We start from the raw sequence: 19,302 nt of genomic DNA on the forward strand, positions 1-19,302 counted from the left end.
TGTCAGCGACGGGCCGGGTGGTCGTTTGGCAGTCGTGGGCCACCGTCGGTGACGCGCTCTCGGAGCGTGTCGCCTTCCGACGCGTCGAGCAGGCCGCGCTCGCGGAGTTCGGGGACGACGAAAGAGACGAAATCTTCGATCGAATCGGGGCGTGCGACCTCCTTCACGTTGAATCCAGCAATCGGCAACTCGCGATACCACGCTCCCAGTTCGTCGGCCACCTGCTCGGGCGTGCCGACGACGACCGGAGAGGTGGAGCCGAGCCCGGCAAAGCGGGCCATCTCCGCGACGGTCCAGTCGCGGTCGGGGTCGGCCTTCGTGAAGGCGTTGACGGCTCCCTGCATCGCCTCCGTCTCGATGTGTTCGACCCGCTGGTCGGGGTCGAGCGCCGACAGGTCCATGTCCATGAACCCGGATAGTAGGGCTAACACTGCTTCCACGTCGATTATGTCGCGGTAGTGGTCGTATTTCGCCTCGGCCAGTTCCTCGGTCTCGCCGACGATGGTGACCATGCCCGGATAGAACCCGACCGCGTCGGGGTCGCGACCGTGGCTCTCGGCGCGCTCGCGCATATCCTCGACGTAGTCGCGGACGCCTGCTCTCGTCGGGTACGAGCAGAAGACGGCTTCGGCGTTGCCGGCGGCGAACTCGCGCCCGCGGTCGGACGCGCCGGCCTGATAGAGGAACGGGGTGCGCTGTGGCGACGGCTCACAGCCGTGTGGTCCCTCGACGGTGAACCATTCGCCGTCGTGGTCGATGGTGTGGACGCCCTCTGGATTGGTGTAGGTGTCCGTGTCGGGGTCGCGTACGACCGCGTCGTCGTCCCACGACTCCTCCCAGAGCGCGTAACACACGTCCATGAACTCGTCTGCCCGGTCGTAGCGATCGTCGTGGTCGAGCCGTTGGCCGACGCCGAGGTTGCGCGCCGCGGAGTCGAGATACGAGGTGACGATGTTGAACGCGACGCGGCCGTCGGTGAGATGGTCGAGCGTGGAGAACTCCCGCGCGAGTTCGTACGGCTGATTGTACGTCGTCGAGCGAGTGACTGCGAAGCCGAGGTCGTCGGTGGCCTCGGCCATCGCCGGAATCAGGAATCGCGGGTCGTTCGAGGGGGTCTGGACGGCCCGCCGGATCGCCGGCTCGCGTGCGCCGTCGAACACGTCGTAGATGCCGCGCACGTCGGCGAAGAAGACGGCGTCGAAGCCACCGCGTTCGGCGGTGCGGGCCACGTCGGTCCAGTAGTCGCGGTCGGTGTAGTCGGCCGCGCGGTCGCCGGGCCGCCGCCACAGCCCCGGCGATACGTGCGTCACCGCGTTCATGGTGAAGAGATTCAGCTGCATAGCCCGACTTTGCCCGCCGCCGGCTAATGGCCCACGGTCACGACAATCAGCAGGCGCAGTAGTACTCGCGCTCGGCGAACTCCGTTTCGAGTAATGCGTACGCCGGCCCGGGGTCCGAGGGAAGATACACGCCAGTCGTCAATCCCTGTCCGGAGCGGAACTCGCCCGACAGCAGCGTCTCCCACTCGCTGGGCGCGAGCACGTCATCGAAGCTCGGGTCCTCGAAGTTGAGCCGGAGGTAGTCGGCCAGATACACCCACCGCGTGTCGAGCGGGCCGATGTGAACCGTCTCCGTGCCGACGGCGTCCGCGTAGGCTGCCATCGGGAGATTCGCCCCCGCTGCCACCGGCATCCCGATCCACTTCCACGGCCGGGTGTTGATATCGAGGAGGACGTACTCCTCGCGGTCTGTGTCGTAGACGAACTCCGATTCGGAGATACCGTAGTAGTCGGCATCCTCGAGCATGGTCGTCGCGCGCTCCTCGATGACCGGCTCGTCCACCCGGTCGACGACACACGACGTCCCGTAGCCGGTCGGATACCGGACTCGCGCGTTGCCGACGACGCCGAGCGTGTCGCCGTCGTCCGGGCGCACGTAGGACGCGAACGAGTGGTCCTCGCCCGCCGCCTTGGTCACCTTCTCCTGTGCCATGATGCGCATCCCCTCCTCGGCGGCGAGTTCGACGATGTCCATGAACTCGGCCTCGTCGGCCACTTCGAGCACGTTCGTCCCGACGGCTTCCTCGAACTCCCGCTTTCGAGCGGGCTTCACGACGAACGGGAACGAAAGCGCGTCGGCCGCGTCGGCCGGGGCCGTCTCGTCGAGGAAGTGCGTCTCCGGGTACGGCACGCCCAGCCGTTCGGCGCGCTCGTACAGCGCGTACTTGTCGAGCACACCGTCGATAATCTCGTAGTCGGCGAAAGGGAGCCTGACGCCCGCCGGCTCCTCCTCTGCAAACGCGAGCGCCCACTCATCCATGCAGCCGAAGGCGACCGGCTCGTGGTCGAGGGCGTCGGCCAATCGCTCCACATCCTCGCGGAAGCCGTCGCTGTCGTCGAGCGGGTACGTTACCTCGCCGGCGAGGGTGACCGCATCGGAGCGCGGGGCGACGCCGTCGCCGGAGCGGTCGAGCGCGATGACGGGAACATCGTGGGCTGCGAGCGCGCGCGCGACACCGAGCCCGGTGACGTGCGCGTTCGCGACGACGGCGGGCGGGCGGTCGAATCGGCGCTGCTCGACCGTTTCGAGCAGTTCGTCGAACGGCAGGAAAGCGTCTGTCATTCGCCCGTCGTTCGGCGTGTGCGGGTGAAAAACCACGGGATTGTCTCGCTTGATGAATTTGGTCTCGAGTAGTTCAGTGATCGCTCTGGTGCTGACAGCCCGAAAGCCCGCCCGACCGCACCGCCCACACGCCTCCCCAGCCGACTCGTTCGTTTCACTCACTCGTCCACTGTCAGAGCAAGACCTGACAAACCATCGCTCGGTGCCCTCGCGACGACCTCGCGCTGACTCTCGCGCACGGGGCGCGCTCGGACCACGCCACCGCACTGCGTTGCTTGATTATGCAACCGAGGCGGTGGCCTACCGCACCGCGCGCCAGCGCGTGTGTGGTCCGGGGGAGGGTTGGGGGAGCGGCCGGAGGCCGCGGGCCAGCGAGCGGGAGCGAAGCGACACGCGAGCGCGCAGTGCGGGTGCGGTGCTGGTCCCTAGGCCAAGCAACGAGAGCGGTCACGGTGCTGTCGAACGCACACGAGAAACGGCCACATTAGCAACCCAATCCCGAGCAGGAAAAACGAGACCCCCAGTTACAGAATGCCCATCTCGTCCAGTCGCGTGGGCAGATACTCGTCGGTCACGAAGTCCAAGCCCCGCGCCGCAAGCGCCTGCTGTTCGGACTTCTTCCCGATGTCGAGTTGGTGTTGGATCTGTTCTTCCCAGAAATCCGTCTGGAAACGCGGGTCCTCAAGCTCGGATTCGAGGGCGTTCGTATCCGAGTCCGCGAGCGGGTCAGAGGGCAGGTCGTACTCGGTGATATCCTGCGGGCGGATGCCGACGAACTGCGCCTCCGGGGTGGCGAGATACTCCGAGAGATGTGCCGACTTAATCGAACCGTAGGCGACGGAGCCGTAGATGCGGTACGACCACGGGTCGCCGTCAGTGAACACGGCCACCGGCAGACCGAGTTCGTCGTGGAGACGCTTGGTCAGCCGGCGAGTCGCGCGGGCCGGCTGGCCGCCGAGGTGGACGACAAGACAGTCGTAGTCGTCGTCGAAGCCGTTCTCGACGAGGCGGTCGCGCATCCCGCCCGTCTCGACACAGAGGATGAACTCCGCGTCGCAGTCGAGGAACTCGATGGTGTCGGGGTTGTTCGGAATCTGATAGCCGCCCTGTCCCACGTCGTCCTGACAGTGGATGTCGCGGTCGCCGCGGTTCGTCTGCTCGCGGATGTGGAGCGGCCCCATCACCTTCGCGCCCGACTCCTCCGGGCGCATGTGGAAGTCCTCACGCGTCACGCCGGAGACGAGTTCGAGGTCCTCGATGAGCTGATTCGACTCGTCTTGGTTGTCGAACTGGGCGTGTTCGTTGTCCCACGACTCGCTCAGGTAGTAGAGTTCACGCAGCGTCGACGAGCGGTTCTCCTCCAACTGCCGTTCGAGGAACTCGGTCGTGTAGATGGACTTGAGGAGCTTCTTCGCGCCTCGAACCGAGTTCGCCGAGCGAGTGGAGGTGCGGTCGCCGAGCACCCACACGCCTGACTCCTCGTCGAAGACGATGTTCGTCTTCGTCCGCGTCGGAATCTCCATCGACGGCACGTCGCCGCCCTCGAACTGGTCGTAGAACTTTTCGGCGAGTTCGATGAGTCGTTCCCGTGCTTTCTCGTCTTGGATGTCGTGGTCTGTCTGGCTCATGTTATGCGTTCACCGTGACTTTCTCCGTCTCAACGCCCTCAATCGAGATATCGAAGGCGGCGTCGTGGCTTACCTGATACGTGATACTCGTCTCCTCGCCGCCGGCCACGTCGACGGACCACTTCACGAACCACTCGCCGTCCATCTCCACGACCGTCGCGTCGTCCACGTCGCCGGGGTCCTCGCTCACGATGTCCGTCAGCTCGAAGGCCGCACTCGAACTGCCGTGATTCTGGACCGTCAACTCGACCGCCTCCTCCGTCACGGTGCGCTCGACGAGCACGTTGTTCATGATACGCGCCAGCGAGTCGTCGATGTTCAGCGGCTCGCGACCCGTCACCTCCGAGAGCTTCCGGGCCATCTCCGGGAGGATGTCGACGAGCACGTTCTGTTTGCGTCGGCGCTTTTCGAGGCTGCGCTGTTCGTTCAGATGGGATTTCAGCTCCCGTGCTGCCTCCCGGAGCGCGAGTTCGATCTCGTCTTCGATCTCGGGGACGTTCGCGACGGCGTCCTTCGACTCGCTCGTGAACGGGACGTTCGTCGAGGCGACGTGAATCATGATGACGGCCGGGCCGTTCGGCATCCCGGAGCCGCCGGGCTGGTCTAACCCGTAGTTGCGCCAGTTGATGCGTTTTACCACGCCCGTCGTGGAACACGCGCCCAGTCGGTAGACGAGGGGAACGCGGTTCGCGAACCGGAGCACCTCGGCGTTCCCCTCGGCGGGGACGTCACCGCCGTAGGCGATGCCGGCCTCGACGACGAACGGGTCGCCGCGGTGCACCTCGGCGTCGCGCGTCGCCGCGGCGTAGAAGTCGGCGTCGTACTCCTTGCGCAGCCCCTTCTCGACCAGCTCCGCCGTGATGGGGGCCAGACAGTCGGTCGGCGGCGAGAGGATGTCCGTCTCGCGCATCGCTTCGAGGAACTGCGCTGCGGCGTCGCGGTCCTCGACGACGGCGGACACCTTCGGCGGGTCGTCGGGGACGGTCACCATCGTCTCCCAGACAGCGTCGACGACGTTCTCGCGGGCCGTCTCGCCGAACGTCTCGTCGTCGTGTTCCTCGGTCATGTCGGCGGCGCGACCGACGTACTCCTCTAAGACGGCGTAGCTCGCCCGGTCGCGCGTGTCGTCCGCGTCGGCGAACTTCTCTGCGAGCCGGCGGGCCAACCCCTCGACTGCGGCGTCGTCCTTCCGCTTCGTCGTCGCCCCGTCGACGATGGGGTAGAGATTCGCCGTGCGCTCGCGGGTGCAGGCGTACCACGCGGCTGCGACGGCGTTCTCCCGGACGGCCTCGCCGAACGTCTTGCTGAACGTCTCGCCGGCCTCGTCGGCGGCGTCGGCGACGACGGAGACGATTTCGTGGTAAGCGATGCGATCGCGCTCGCGTATCGTCTCCGCGATGGTTGTCGCGAACGCCTCGGTCGCCTCGGCCCCCTTGTTCGAGGTGGCTTCCCGAACCTCGGCGGCGACGTCGGCCTCCTCGGTCGCGCTGGGCGGTCGCCACGTCATCTCCCGGCCGAAGTGCCGGTCGCGGAACGCGTCCAGCACCGAGGTGGCCGTCTTCGTCCCGACGCGGGTGAACTCCTCTTGCATGAACCCCGACAGCGAGTAGGATTCGGTCGCGGCGAGCATCTTCAGGAGCGTGCCGAGTTCGACCCCGTGGGGGTGGGGGCGAATCTCCTTCGTCTTGGCCGGCAGCTGGTCGGTCGCGCGCTCGTACTTCTCGTGGGCTTTCGGCTCCGTGAACTCCAGCCGGGCGTGGGGGTTGACGACCGCGGTGTACTTGATGTAGTCGTGGAGCTGGGTGCGAGCGCGCATGTTCGCCTCCATCTCTAACTCGATGCGGGTGCCGTGGGGCCGTTCCCAGGTCGTCTCCTCTGCAAGCTCCACGTCCGGTTCGTTCGAGTCGGTGTCGATGGTCAACTCGAACTGCTGGGCCGTCTGTCCCGAGCCGGTCTTGGAGGTGATACGCGCCGGCTTCCCCGAGGTGAGCTGCGAGTACAGCACCGCGGCGGAAATCCCGATACCCTGCTGGCCGCGGCTGTTTTTCACCGCAAGCGGCCCCTCGTTGACGACGACGAAGTTTTCGTCCGTCCCGTTCGGCCCAGGAACGGAGATGTCGTACACGTACTCCGGTGGTGTCGTCTCCTCGACAGCCGTGACTTCGAGCAGACACATGTCTGTTTCTGTCAGTCCCTGTAGCTCCTGTATCGTCTCCCACAGCCGTCTGAGCGTCGCTGTCGGCTGGTGGTTGTCGTCAAGTAGCTCCCACTCGATGAGATTGTGCACGTATCGGGGCTTCTCGACGTACTCGCCGTCGAGTGCATCCTCGATGAGTGACTGATACACTGCCGCGTGGCCGAGTCCCGACCCGACACCAGCGGCCAGTAACAGCCCCGGAATCGTATCCGGTACACGATTTGTCGGTGACTCTCCGACGCGAACCTCGTCCAACAGCGACGTAGGAATCCGCTTGTACTGCTGTGAGTTGGTCTCCGTGTCCGTCTCGAACACGTCGGCCAAGCGAACGTCTTCACCGTACACCTTCGTCCGGTACGCCGTTTTCCCACGCTCACCTGCGTATCCGTCCGGATTTTCGACTGCATCGCTACTCGCCACCACGCCCTGCATACTCCACAGAGTTGATAGCTGCCGTGCGAGAGTCTGGCTCGTCGTCGTATGCGACAGTTCGTTCCCCGGATATGCATCCGAGCCGTCCCCCTCGTACAGCGCGGCGATGAACTGCTGTTGTCGCGTCTCGTCCATCTCGAAGACGAAGCCCGGAACCCGTTTGGTGGCCGCACTGTCGCCACAGACGTTCTGCAAGAACAATGCAAGCGGCGAGCCGAACCCTTTGACCCGTGTCGAATTTCGCTCATGGGCGACGGTCGTCGCAGAGCCGGAGACTGTCTCGATGGTGTGTTCCGTTCGTTGGATCAGCTCTGTTTCGTGTGAGCCGAATGTAAGCCCAATCTGTCTCGCTCCGGCGTGACCTTCTGAGATGTAGTATCCAAGTAGCTGTAGGAACTGCTCGTTGAGTGGAACAGTGACCGGTACTGTCGTCGCTTCACCGCCAATGCGATACGTTTTTAGCTCGCAGTCGGACGCTTTCGCCTCCCAACCGAGTTCACGTACCGTCTCTGCCGGCAGATACCCCTTCTGGATGTAGTTCTGCTCGAAGCTATCGCGCAGAATTTCGACGCCGTCGTGGACGTAGTACGTCCGCCGTCTATCGCTTTCTGGAGATGGCTTTCGACGAACGGTCTCCTCGCTCCGTAGCTGTGAGAGTGTCTCCGTCTCGAACCCGTAGACGTAGATACGCCGCTCGTCGAGCTGTTCTGGGTGAATGTGTTCGAGGAGATTCACCGAATCGACTGTCTCTGCTGGTCGTGGAAGCTGCCGTGGCGTCAGTACCGCGTCTCCCGGTGTAAGTTCACCGGCTTTCAGTTCCGTCGTCTCCCCCGTCGGACTCACGCCGAACAGACTGTGGTTACCTGTCACCTCGACGCTCCTGCCTCGCTCGGTCGTCACCTCATACGTCTGTTCGTCGGTTCTGTGACGAATCGCATGTGTGACTGGCTCCCACGTTAGCTCGTGGCTCTCACGGTCGAAACACGGTGCCTCGATGTCGTCGGGAATCGGTGCTGTCCCACCGCCGTCGGCAGTGAGATACGCATCACACAACACACCAATCGGAATGAACTCGACACTCCCGTCACGTCTAACCAGGATTCGCTGGTCCGGCGTGAGTGACTGCTCACGGGCGTGGAACCGGCTCCCGTACAGTAGCTTTCCGAACACCTTCGGAACCTGCTCTTTCGTGATGCCGGGACCGTTGTCCTCGACGACGAGCCGGTAGTAGTCGCCGGCTTCCTCGATGGAGACGTAGATGTCCGGGAGGATGCCGGCCTCTTCCGTGGCGTCGAGCGCGTTGTCGACCGCCTCCTTGACGGCGGTGACGAGCGCCTTCCCGCCCGAGTCGAAGCCGAGCATCTGCTTGTTCTTCTCGAAGAACTCGGCGATAGAGATGGACCGCTGTGACTCCGCCAGCTCGTCGGCGACGGTCTCGCCGCCGCCGGTATCGAGCGTGGATTGCTTTGCAGTCATTGTCCGACCTTGCCCGCCGGGGGTAAAAACAGTCGCGGTAGCTTGGTGAAAGTGAAGCGATTGGCAGGAGCCAACGATACGCTCAGATGGGTTGGGCCGTTCACGCGCGAGCGGCGCGCGCGCACGAGTGGACTTATACGATGGGCGCACGTACATGTGACAACTACGTGTATGTCTAAGGAAGCAAACTACGGAGCCGACCAGATTCAGGTCCTCGAAGGTCTCGAGGCGGTCCAGAAACGACCCGCGATGTACATCGGGTCGACGGACGACCGCGGGCTCCACCATCTCGTCTACGAAGTCGTCGACAACTCCATCGACGAGGCGCTGGCCGGCCACTGTGACACCATCGAGGTGACCCTCCACGAGGACGGCTCCGTCTCCGTCACCGACGACGGCCGGGGAATTCCAATCGACACCCACAGCGAGTACGACCGGCCCGCCCTCGAAGTGATTATGACCGTCCTCCACGCGGGTGGGAAGTTCGACAACAAGTCGTATCAGGTCTCCGGTGGACTCCACGGCGTCGGCGTCAGCGTCGTGAACGCGCTCTCGAAGTGGCTCGAAGTCGAGGTGAAACGCGACGGCTACGTGTACCGACACGACTTCGACCACGGCGAGCCTCAAGAGGACCTCGAAGAGGTCCGCCCCATGGACGACGGCGAGGAGACGGGCACGACCATCCGATTTTGGCCCGACGACGACATCTTCGAGACGACGACCTACGACTTTTCGACGCTGGAGACGCGACTCCGCGAACTCGCCTTCCTGAATCCCGGCGTCGGAATCGCCCTCGTCGACGAGCGCGACGACACCGACGTGCGCTTCCAGTACGACGGCGGCATCCGCGAGTTCGTCGAGTACCTCAACGAGACGCGCACGCCGCTGCACGACGACATCGTGTACCTCGACGGCGAGGAAGAGGGAATCCGCGTCGAAATCGCCATGCAGGCGACCGACGGCGTGCAGGGGTCGATTCACGCGTTCGCCAACAACATCAACACCCGCGAGGGCGGCACCCACATGACCGGGTTCAAGACCGCCCTCACCCGCGTCGTCAACGACTACGCCGACGAACACGGGATGGGGAGTGACCTGGACGGGAACCTCAAGGGCGAGGACATCCGCGAGGGGCTGACCGGCGTGCTCTCCATCAAGCACCCGGACCCGCAGTTCGAGGGCCAGACGAAGACGAAACTCGGTAACTCCGAAGTCCGGGGTATCGTCGAGGGTCTGGTGCACGAGCAGTTCACGGCGTATCTCGAAGAACACCCCGACACCGCCGAGACCATCGTCGGCAAGGCAGTCGAGGCCGCGAAGGCCCGACTCGCCGCCAAGAAGGCCGAAGAGCTCACGCGCCGGAAGTCCGCCCTCGGCTCCAGTTCGCTCCCCGGCAAGCTCGCGGACTGTCAGACCCGCGACCCCGAGGAAGCGGAACTGTTCATCGTCGAGGGTGACTCAGCGGGCGGGAGTGCGAAACAGGCCCGCAATCCGGAGTTTCAGGCCATTCTCCCGCTGTTCGGGAAGATTCTCAACGCCGAGAAACACCGGCTCGACCGCGTGCTCGAAAACGAGAAGATTCGGGACCTCATCACCGCGCTCGGCACGGGAGTCGGCGACGAGTTCGACGTGGACGAGGCCCGCTATCAGAAGATCATCCTGATGACCGACGCCGACGTGGACGGTGCCCACATCCGGACGCTGTATCTCACCTTCCTCTACCGACAGATGCCGGAGATCATCGAGAACGGCTACGTCTACGCGGCCCAGCCGCCGCTGTACCGCATCCGTTACAAGGGTGAGACGTACGACGCCATGACCGAACAGGAACGCGAAGAGATCGTCGAGGAGGTGTGTGACGGCTCCCCCGACCAGGTCCAGCGGTTCAAGGGGCTCGGCGAGATGAACCCCGAGCAGCTGTGGGAGACGACGATGAATCCGGAGACGCGGATTCTCAAGCGCATCACCGTCGAGGACGCCGCCGCCGCGGACAAGATGTTCTCCGTGTTGATGGGTGATGCCGTCGCCCCACGGAAACAGTTCATCAAAGAGCACGCCGACGACGCGGAGTGGGTGGATATATGAGCACCGACGACAGCGACCCGACCCTCGACGCGAACATCGCGCGTGAGGTACGGAACGTCCGAATCGACGACGAGATGGAACAGAGCTACATCGACTACGCGATGTCCGTCATCGTCGGGCGCGCGCTCCCGGACGCCCGAGACGGGCTCAAGCCCGTCCAGCGGCGTATCCTCTACTCCATGCACGACATGGGCGTCACCTCCAACAGCGGCCACCGGAAGTCCTCCAACGTGGTCGGCGAGGTGATGGGGAACTACCATCCACACGGCGACCAGTCCATCTATGACGCACTCGCCCGGATGGCACAGGACTTCTCCCTGCGCTATCCGCTCGTCGACGGGCAGGGGAACTTCGGCTCCGTCGACGGCGACCCGCCGGCCGCGATGCGGTACACGGAGGCGCGCATGGATTCGTTGGCCGAGGAACTCCTCGCGGACATCGGAGAGGACACCGTCGACTTCACGGCCAACTACGACGACCGGCTCACCGAGCCCGACGTGCTGCCGGCGAAGGTGCCGAATCTCCTCCTGAACGGGGCCTCCGGCATCGCGGTCGGGATGTCGACGAACATCCCGCCGCACAATCTGCGCGAAATCGTGGACGCGACCATCCACCTCATCGACAACCCCGACTGCTCGGTATCGGACCTCATCGTCGGTCCCGACGGCGAGGGGTACGTCAAGGGACCGGACTTCCCGACCGGCGCGAACATCGTCGGCAGACAGGGAATCCACGAGGCGTACGAGTCCGGCCGCGGCAAACTCCGGGTTCGTGCCGAAATCGACACTGAGGACCGCGAGCGCGGCGGCGACCGCATCGTCGTCACCGAACTCCCGTATCAGGAGAACAAGGCGCGGCGCATCGAGCGTATCGCCGACGACGTGAACGAGGGCAAAATCGAGGGAATCGCGGACATCCGCGACGAGTCCGACCGCAACGGCGTCCGGGTCGTCATCGACCTCAAGCGGGGTGCGAACACCGAGGTCGTCAAGAATCAGCTCCTCGAATCACACCTCGAACGCACCTTCTCGGTGCTCTCGCTCGCGCTCGTCGACGACCAGCCGCGCGTCCTGAACTTGAAACAGCTGCTCGAACAGTACGTCGACCACCGGCGAGAAGTCGTGCGCCGCCGCTCGCAGTACCGGCTCGACGAGGCACAAGACCGCGCGCACATCCTCGAAGGCCGACTGCAGGCGCTCGAAAACGCCGAGGCCGTGGTCGACCTCATCCGGAACAGCGACGACCGCGACGACGCGAAGGCCGGTCTGCGCGAGGAGTTCGGGCTCTCGACGGAGCAGGCGGCCCACATCGTCCGGATGCAGCTCGGCTCGCTCACCTCGATGGAAGTCGGCGAGGTCGAAAGCGAGTACGCGGACGTACAGGCGACCATCGAGCGTCTGGAGACGATTCTGGGCGACGAGAGCGAACTGCTCAGCGTCATCAAAGACGAACTCCGTGAGATGCGCGAGACGTACGGCGACGACCGCCGCACGTCCATCATCGAAGACACCGGCTCCGTCACCCGCGAGGACCTCATCCCCGAGGAGGACACCGTCGTCGTCCTCACGGAGGAGGATTACATCAAGCGAATGCCGATTTCGGAGTTCAGCCCGCAAAACCGCGGCGGCAAGGGCATCATCGGCGTCCGCCCGAAGGAAGGCGACCGCGTCTCCGCCGTCTTCCAGGCGAACACCCACGACTACCTGCTCGTGTTCACGAACCGCGGACAGGTGTACCGGCTCAAGACCTACGAGATACCCGAGATGTCCCGCACGGCCCGCGGGACGAACGTCGTGAACGTCATCGATCTCGACTCCGACGAGGAGGTCACCGCGGTCGTCGACGTGGACGACGTGGAAGACGAGGAGGGGTATCTCGCGATGGCCACCGAAGACGGCTACGTCAAGCGGACCGAGCTTTCCGCGTTCGAGAACGTCCACTCCGGCGGGATTCGCGCTACCAGACTCGAAGAGGGTGACCGACTCGTCGACGTGGAAGTGACCGACGGCGAGATGGACATCGTCATCGGGACGCGTCGGGGGATGACCATCCGCTTCGACGAGACGGAAGCCCGGTCGATGGGCCGGTCCGCCCGCGGCGTCAACGGAATCAAGCTCGACGACGACGACCGCGTCGCCGGACTCGTCACCGCACGCAAGGACGACGACCGCGATCTGTTGACCGTGACGCGCAACGGCTACGGGAAGCGCACCTCGCTGACCGAGTATCGCAGTCAGTCCCGATACGGAAAGGGACTCGTCGACATCAAGACGAACGAGCGCAACGGCGAGGCCTGCTCGCTGTCGGCCGTCGGGGAGACGGACGGACTCGTCATCATGAGCGAATCCGGCCAGATTATGCGCACCAGCGTCGACGAACTCTCCCGGCAGGGAAGAAACACAATGGGCGTCACCGTGATGCGACTCGACGAGGGTGACTGGGTCGCAAGCGTCGACGTGACCGACACCGACGACTGATTACTTCTCTTCTGTCAGTTCTCGGTACTCCTCGCTCGTCATGTCGAGGGCGTCGCCGAGTTGCTCGTCGACGAGTGCGGGTTCGTCGGCCTGCGAGGCGACTTCTCTGGCGAGATACGCGAGTCCGGCGGCGATGACGAACAGCGGCGCGCCGATGATGGCGGCCACGACACCGCCCGACAGCGAGACGTTGAGCGCCGACGCAGCGAGCAGGGCGACGGGCGGGAGCGCGAACGCGCCGACCACACCCACCACCAGTTCGCGTCGCCCGAGTGAGAGCATACTCTCTTTGAGGGTGCGACCGGCAAAACTGTTGGGCGCAGATTCAAGCCTCGCGACCGACTATGCTCGTGTATGACGGAGACACTCACCATCGACGGGATGAGCTGTGACCACTGCGAGCAGACGGTCGAGGACGCCGTCGCCGAACTCGACGGCGTGACCGACGCACGCGCAGACGAGACCACGGACACGCTCGAAATCGAGGGCGACCCGGACCTCGCTGCCGTCCATGCGGCAGTCGAGGACGCAGGTTACGAGCCGCGTTAGAGAATGCGTTTGCCGAGCGCTGAGGCGAGAAGTTCGACGGCCAACTCCGCCGTCTTGTTGTGTGAATCTAAAATTGGGTTCACCTCGACCACCTCCATCGAGCGCACGCTGTCGAGCCGGTCTGCGACGGCCTCCATCGCGGCGTGGGCCTCGCGGTAGGTGACGCCACCCCGGACGGGGGTCCCGACGCCCGGTGCTTCTGTAGGCGCGAGGAAGTCCATGTCGAGGGAGATGTGCATCCCGTCCGCCTTCCCGGCGACGGCGAGTGCCTCCTCCGTGACGGTCGGTAGCCCGCGCTCGTCGATGTCCGACATGGTGAACACCGTCACTTCGCTGTCGCGCAGTGCCGCGCGTTCGGCGTCGTCCAGCGAGCGAATCCCGACCATCGCGACGCTCGACGGCTCGATGTTCGGCGCGTGCGCCCAGTCGCTGTCGGCGAACTCACCTTTGCCGAGCAGGGCGGCGACTGACATCCCGTGGACGTTGGCGGAGGGTGTCGTCTCGGGCGTGTTGAAATCGCCGTGAGCGTCGAACCAGACGAGCCCCGTGTCGCCCTGTGTCGCCGCGCCGCCGGCGGTGCCGATTGCGATCGAGTGGTCGCCACCGAGCACGAGCGGGAACTCGCCGGCGTCGATGGTCGCCTCGACCTGTGTTGCGAGGCCCCGACACACCGTCTCGATCTCGCCGAGATACTTCGCCCGGCTCTCAGACGCGTCGAGGTTCTCCGGGCGGGGGACGCTCACGTCGCCGAGTTCGACGCACTCGTGGCCGGCGTCGGCGAGTGTGCCCGACAGGCCGGCGTAGCGAATCGCCGACGGTCCCATGTCGACGCCACGGCGGTCGGCTCCAAGGTCCATCGGTACGCCGATGATACGAACGTTCATACACCGACTCGGCGAGCGAGTGAGAAAAGTCGTGGCTATTCGTCGTCGAGATACGGCGCACAGACGCGGCGAAGCCCCTCCTCGAAGTCGATCTGTGGCTCCCAGCCGGTCGCCTCCTTCATCTTCGATACGTCCGCGAGCGTGTCGTGGACGTAGTTCGTCATGGTGTTCTCGGAGTGAATCGGCTCGACGTCCGTCCCGAGCACGTCGTTGAGCCGGTCGACCAACTCGTTCAGCGAATGGGAGTCGCCGGTCCCGAGGTTGTAGACGCCGTCGAGTTCGTGGTCGGCCGCGAGTTCGAGACCGCGGGCGATGTCGTCGACGTGGGTGAAGTCACGCGTCTGCGTGCCGTCGCCCCAGATGTCCGGACGCTCCCCGTTGGCGACCCGGTGGGCGAACTGCGTGATGAGGTTCGCGAACTCGCCTTTGTGCTCTTCCGCGCCGGAAAACCCCTCGTAGACAGCGAAAAAGCGCATCCCGGCCATGCTCATGTTGTGGAAGTTGGAGTAGTACTCGCCGTAGCGTTCGCGCGCGAGCTTCGAGGCCTCGTAGCCAGTGCGCGCCTCCACGTCCATCGACTCGTGTGACGGCTCCGTCTGGTCGCCGTAGATGGAGGAGGTGGAGGCGTAGACGACCGTCTCACAGCCGTGTTCGCGGACCTTCTCGACCGTGTTGATGAACCCCTCGACGTTGACGCGCGCGCCGCGGGCGGGGTCGTCCTCGTGCATCGGGCGCGAGGAGAGCGCCGCGAGATGAAAGAGCACGTCCACGTCGGCGGGCAGGTCGTCGTCGAGGACCGAGGCGTCGCGGAACTCAACGTCGTCGTCCAGGTTGTCTGGCGTCCCGAGATACAGGTCATCGACCGCGATAACGTCGTTCTCGCCGGCGAGGTGGTTCGCGAGATTCGAGCCGATGAAGCCCGCACCGCCGGTCACGAGTACGCGTTGTCCCTTCATACTCTCTGGGGCGTTCGCGGCCACCAAGTGCGTGCCGGTCCTCGCTGGTCGCTCTTCCCCCGCACCGCCGGCTTTATACTGAGCCTTACCCAAGCCGAACGTAATGTCATCAATCGAACTCACGCCCTCTCAAAAGAAGATTCTGGAGGCGCTCATCAACCTCCACCGCGAGACCGAAAGCGCGGTAAAAGGCGAAGCCATCGCCAAGGAGGTCGACCGGAACCCCGGGACGATCCGCAACCAGATGCAGAGTCTGAAGGCGCTCCAACTGGTCGAGGGGGTTCCCGGCCCGAAGGGTGGCTACAAGCCGACCGGAACCGCGTTCGACGCGCTCGAACTCCAAGAGATGGACCAAGCTGCCGACGTGCCGTTCCAGCACAACGGTGAGGCCATCGAGGGAGCGAACGTCCAGGAGATCGACCTGACGAGCGTCCACCACCCCGAACTGTGTCGCGCCGAGATTCGGATGCAGGGGTCGATTAGCGACTTCCACGAGGGGGACTCCATCGTCGTCGGCCCGACGCCGCTCTCGAAGCTCCGTATCGACGGTACCCTCGACGGCAAAGACGACACGAACAACAGTCTCATTCTGACAATCGACGAGATGCGCGCGCCCGCAGACGGCGAGACGCCGGCGAAATAGTCGCCGTATTCCGCAGACTTTGTATCTGGTGGCCACCTATTGGTGGTATGACCGACGATATCGTCGTACTCGGTTCTGGTTACGCCGGCACTGGTGCCGTGAAACGACTCGAAGACGAACTCGACGGTGAGGCCGACCTCACCTGGATTTCTGACGTCGACCATCACCTCGTCCTCCACGAGTCACACCGCGTCATCCGCGACCCGTCCGTGCGAGACAAGGTCACCTTCGACTGTGAGTCGCTGAAGGCTCCCTCGACGCGGTTCATCAACGAGCGCGTCGACGCGCTCGACACCGACGAGCGGACCATCGAGCTCGCAGACGGCTCGACGGTCGATTACGATTACGTGCTCGTCGCCTTTGGCTCCCAGACCGCCTTCTTCGGTATCGACGGCCTGCGCGAGCACTCGCTCACCCTGAAGAGTCTCGACGACGCCCTCGAGATTCACGACGCCGTCAAGGACGCCGCCGCCGAGGCGACGACCGACGACCCGGCACACGTCGTCGTCGGCGGAGCGGGCTTGTCGGGCATCCAGTCGGCCGGCGAAATCGCACAGTTCCGCGACCGCCACCGCGCTCCCATCGACATCTCGCTCGTCGAGGGGCTCGACAACGTCTTCCCGAACAACGACCCGGTCGTGCAAGCGAAGTTGACGAAGCTGCTGGAAGCAGCCGATATCGACGTCCTTACCGGCGAGTTCATCGGCGAGGTGGACGAGGAAACCGTCTACGTCGGCGACGACACCGAACTCGACTACGACGTGCTCCTGTGGACCGGCGGTATCACCGGCCAAGACGCCGCCCAGACCGTCGACGTGGAACAAGACGAGCGCAGCCACCGCATCAACTCGGAACACGACTTCACGACGAGCGACGAGCGCGTCTTCGCCATCGGCGACGCCGCGCTCATCGACCAGCCGGGCGACGAGAATCCGGCCCCGCCGACCGCACAGGCGGCGTGGCAGGCCGCAGAGGTCGCCGGGCTCAACCTCGCGCGCACCGTCCGCGGCCAGCCGCTCGAAACCTGGCAACACGAGGACAAGGGGACGCTCATCTCCGTCGGCGACGACGCCGTCGCTCACAACGTCGTTGGCGTCAACGAGGTCGTCGAGACGTTCGGCGGTCTGCCGGCCGAACTCCTGAAGAAGACCGTCGCCGCTCGCTGGATCAACGACGTTGCCGGACTCGGGGCCGCCGCGCGCGCGTTCCCCGACATGTAACGCCGGTCGCGTCTCCGTCACTCGACGGTCGCCGTCAACCGGTCTGGCTCCGTCTGCCGTTCGTCTCCCGGTCGCTCGCCGGTCTCGACGCCACCGTCTGTCGCGTCCGGAACTGGAAGCGTCACGGTCGCCGTCGTGCCTGAATCGTCCGTCTCGAGGTCGTGTTCTTCGGTCTCGGGGTCTTCCATCTCTTCGAGAAGCTTCGCGTAGCCGGTGATGACGTTCGTCCCGTTGAGCACCTCGTGTCTGAGGAGACTGTTCAGATAGGTGAGTACGTCACGCTGAGACTCGAGCATATCCGCCCGGACCGCGTTGCGCTCGGCCTCCACGGCGCTCTGGATGGCTCGCGCCCGCGACAGGCCGACGACGAACCCCGCTCCGCTCCCGACGACGGTAGCCCACCGAAGCCCCCCGAACAGCTCCGCCGTGGTGACGCCCGGCTCGGTGAGCAGGAACACCACGTTCAGCGTGAAAAAGAGCCAGCCGCCCGCGGCGATACGGCGTGAAATCGGTCCGCCGTATCGGTCGAGAAGCTGCCGGTCGGTGAGACGGACGTCCGCGACGACGAAGCCGACGGCCACCCCCACGGTGGTCGCGACGCCGACGAGGAACTGGCTAGTCCGGGGGATTCGTTCAGCGCCACTGACGACACCCGCCCGGTACGCGAGCAGTTCGAGTGCCAGCGCCCCGAGGAAGCCGACGCCGATAGCAGCGACCCACCGGCGCGACCACATGTCAGTGGTGCTATCTTGCATATGTGCTGTCAGTACGTTCCGACCTACAAGCAACTACTCCCCAATTACGTAGGTATACTGGCATTAAACGACGGTCGTTCGGCCGAATAGAAGTCGCCTACCGGTCCAGCGTCAGCCCGGCGTGCCAGTGGTCTGCGCCCGCTTCCGTCTTTGCGCGGTCCATCGCAGCGAGAATCGCCGCCGCCGTGGAGGCGACTTCGCCGGCCCGCCGTTCGCCCTCCGTCCGGAACTCTCCGGTGACGCGGTTCGCGTAGACGGTACACACCACACCGGCCCGCAGGCCATAGATGTTGGCGATGGTGAGCAGCGCGGCCGCCTCCATCTCGAAGTTGAGGACCCCGGCATTCTGGAGTTCCTCAACGAGTCCGTCGGCTTCGGCGGCCTCGAAGCCGCCGAACCCGGGGCGACCCTGCCCGGCGTAGAAGGAGTCCGTCGAACAGGTGACGCCACAGTGGTAGTCGTAGCCGAGTTCCTCACACGCCGCGACGAGCGCCGTGGTGACTTCCGGGTGGGCGGTCGCCGGGTACTCCTCGCGGACGTACTCCTTCGAGGTGCCTTCCTGTCTGACTGCGCCCGTCGTGATGACGAGATCGCCGACGGACATCTCCGGCTGGATAGCACCACACGAGCCGACGCGGATGAACGTCCCCGTGCCGAGGTTGGCGTGTTCCTCGACGGCGATAGCCGCACCGGGCGAGCCGATGCCGGTCGAAGTGACCGTGAGGGGTTCACCCTCGTAGCGGCCCGTCATGGTACGGTACTCGCGGTGGTGGCCCGTCTCCTCGACGCTTTCCCACGCCTCCGCGATCTTCGGAACGCGTTCGGGGTCGCCGGGGAGTAAGACCGGGCCGGCGGTGTCGTCCGGACCGATACCGAGGTGGTACTGAACCTCGTCGTTGGGATTCTCGCTGTCGTCCATACCCGAGTCTGGGCGAGCGGCCACGTAGGTCCATCCCTTCGACGCGGGCTACTCCAACATTCCGCGGTTGATACTGTTCGGGAGCAGTTCGCCGAGCGTGTACTCGGCGTACGCCTCGCCCTCGCCACAGTAGACGGGTAGCGACTCCGCGGCGAACTCGGCGAGCGTCTGGCGACACATCCCGCAGGGCGTGACGCCGTCTCCCCTCGCGGAGACGACGGCCAACTGCGCGAATTCGGTGTGGCCCTGCTTGATTGCCTCGGCGACGGCGACCTCCTCCGCGTGGAGCGCGTTCGAGTAGTTGGCGTTCTCGATGTTACAGCCGACGAAGACGCTCCCGTCTGCCGTCTCCAGTGCGGCCCCGACCGGATACTCCGAGTAGGGGACGTAGGCGTCATCGAGCGTGTCGCGAGCGCGGTCCAACAGCGTTTCCGGGTCCATACGCTCCCTGTCGGGGGA

General features: G+C 64.8%; 15 protein-coding genes. 5 read left to right on the plus strand and 10 right to left on the minus strand.

Translation table 11 applies throughout. From position 1 onward, the window contains the following. Positions 1–2: 2 nt before the first annotated feature. From DMP03_RS12950 to DMP03_RS12965, 4 genes are all read right to left on the minus strand, one after another. On the minus strand, positions 3–1,340 hold the full coding sequence (locus DMP03_RS12950; protein ID WP_197739336.1) for an LLM class flavin-dependent oxidoreductase: 1,338 nt from the start codon (positions 1,338–1,340) through the stop codon (positions 3–5). A 46-nt stretch (positions 1,341–1,386) separates the two neighbouring features. Continuing rightward, positions 1,387–2,622, minus strand: a complete 1,236-nt coding sequence (locus tag DMP03_RS12955; RefSeq protein WP_152120966.1) for a carboxylate--amine ligase — start codon at positions 2,620–2,622, stop codon at positions 1,387–1,389. A gap of 524 nt (positions 2,623–3,146) precedes the next feature. Then, positions 3,147–4,250 carry a DNA topoisomerase IV subunit A gene (locus DMP03_RS12960; protein ID WP_152120967.1) on the minus strand — a complete coding sequence of 368 codons (1,104 nt, stop codon included), beginning with the start codon at positions 4,248–4,250 and terminating at the stop codon, positions 3,147–3,149. Position 4,251: 1 nt separating this feature from the next. Further along, positions 4,252–8,355 (minus strand): ATP-binding protein, encoded by a 4,104-nt coding sequence (locus tag DMP03_RS12965; RefSeq protein WP_152120968.1) that lies wholly within the window; start codon positions 8,353–8,355, stop codon positions 4,252–4,254. A 171-nt stretch (positions 8,356–8,526) separates the two neighbouring features. Here DMP03_RS12965 and gyrB point away from each other — a divergent pair, with 171 nt between their 5' ends. Together gyrB and gyrA are read left to right on the plus strand one after the other, a co-directional pair. Further along, the gene (gene gyrB / locus DMP03_RS12970) at positions 8,527–10,440 is read left to right on the plus strand and encodes a DNA topoisomerase (ATP-hydrolyzing) subunit B (protein WP_152120969.1); all 1,914 of its coding nucleotides are present in this window, start codon (positions 8,527–8,529) and stop codon (positions 10,438–10,440) included. Continuing rightward, a complete protein-coding gene (gene gyrA / locus DMP03_RS12975; RefSeq protein ID WP_152120970.1) occupies positions 10,437–12,917 on the plus strand; it encodes a DNA gyrase subunit A in 2,481 nt (826 codons plus the stop codon). Before gyrB ends, gyrA begins: the two co-directional genes overlap by 4 nt. On the opposite strand, the gene DMP03_RS12980 is transcribed toward gyrA, so the two are convergent. Next, a complete protein-coding gene (locus tag DMP03_RS12980) occupies positions 12,918–13,199 on the minus strand; it encodes a hypothetical protein (protein ID WP_152120971.1) in 282 nt (93 codons plus the stop codon). It abuts the gene before it with no gap. Positions 13,200–13,271: 72 nt separating this feature from the next. Between DMP03_RS12980 and DMP03_RS12985 the strand changes: the two genes are divergently transcribed. Then, positions 13,272–13,466 (plus strand): heavy-metal-associated domain-containing protein, encoded by a 195-nt coding sequence (locus DMP03_RS12985; RefSeq protein ID WP_152120972.1) that lies wholly within the window; start codon positions 13,272–13,274, stop codon positions 13,464–13,466. Here the strand turns inward: DMP03_RS12985 and rocF are convergent. Continuing rightward, positions 13,463–14,350 carry an arginase gene (gene rocF / locus DMP03_RS12990; protein ID WP_152120973.1) on the minus strand — a complete coding sequence of 296 codons (888 nt, stop codon included), beginning with the start codon at positions 14,348–14,350 and terminating at the stop codon, positions 13,463–13,465. The genes DMP03_RS12985 and rocF overlap by 4 nt on opposite strands. A gap of 35 nt (positions 14,351–14,385) precedes the next feature. Next, the gene (locus DMP03_RS12995; RefSeq protein ID WP_152120974.1) at positions 14,386–15,306 is read right to left on the minus strand and encodes an NAD-dependent epimerase/dehydratase family protein; all 921 of its coding nucleotides are present in this window, start codon (positions 15,304–15,306) and stop codon (positions 14,386–14,388) included. 103 nt (positions 15,307–15,409) lie between these two features. Here DMP03_RS12995 and DMP03_RS13000 point away from each other — a divergent pair, with 103 nt between their 5' ends. Beyond that, complete coding sequence (locus DMP03_RS13000; RefSeq protein ID WP_152120975.1) at positions 15,410–15,949, plus strand: Rrf2 family transcriptional regulator; 540 nt, start codon at positions 15,410–15,412, stop codon at positions 15,947–15,949. 47 nt (positions 15,950–15,996) lie between these two features. Beyond that, positions 15,997–17,169 (plus strand): NAD(P)/FAD-dependent oxidoreductase, encoded by a 1,173-nt coding sequence (locus DMP03_RS13005; RefSeq protein WP_152120976.1) that lies wholly within the window; start codon positions 15,997–15,999, stop codon positions 17,167–17,169. A gap of 17 nt (positions 17,170–17,186) precedes the next feature. Here DMP03_RS13005 and DMP03_RS13010 read toward each other — a convergent pair whose 3' ends face one another. The 3 genes from DMP03_RS13010 to cdd form a co-directional block, all read right to left on the minus strand. Beyond that, positions 17,187–17,924: a hypothetical protein gene (locus DMP03_RS13010; protein WP_152120977.1), complete on the minus strand. Its 738-nt coding sequence runs from the start codon at positions 17,922–17,924 to the stop codon at positions 17,187–17,189. Positions 17,925–18,021: 97 nt separating this feature from the next. Then, on the minus strand, positions 18,022–18,843 hold the full coding sequence (locus DMP03_RS13015) for a nucleoside phosphorylase (RefSeq protein ID WP_152120978.1): 822 nt from the start codon (positions 18,841–18,843) through the stop codon (positions 18,022–18,024). A 48-nt stretch (positions 18,844–18,891) separates the two neighbouring features. Next, positions 18,892–19,284: a cytidine deaminase gene (gene cdd, locus DMP03_RS13020; RefSeq protein WP_152120979.1), complete on the minus strand. Its 393-nt coding sequence runs from the start codon at positions 19,282–19,284 to the stop codon at positions 18,892–18,894. Between the last annotated feature and the right edge of the window lie 18 nt (positions 19,285–19,302).

The sequence above is a fragment of the Halosegnis rubeus genome (genome assembly GCF_009184545.1).
In the GTDB taxonomy this organism is placed as follows: domain Archaea; phylum Halobacteriota; class Halobacteria; order Halobacteriales; family Haloarculaceae; genus Halosegnis; species Halosegnis rubeus.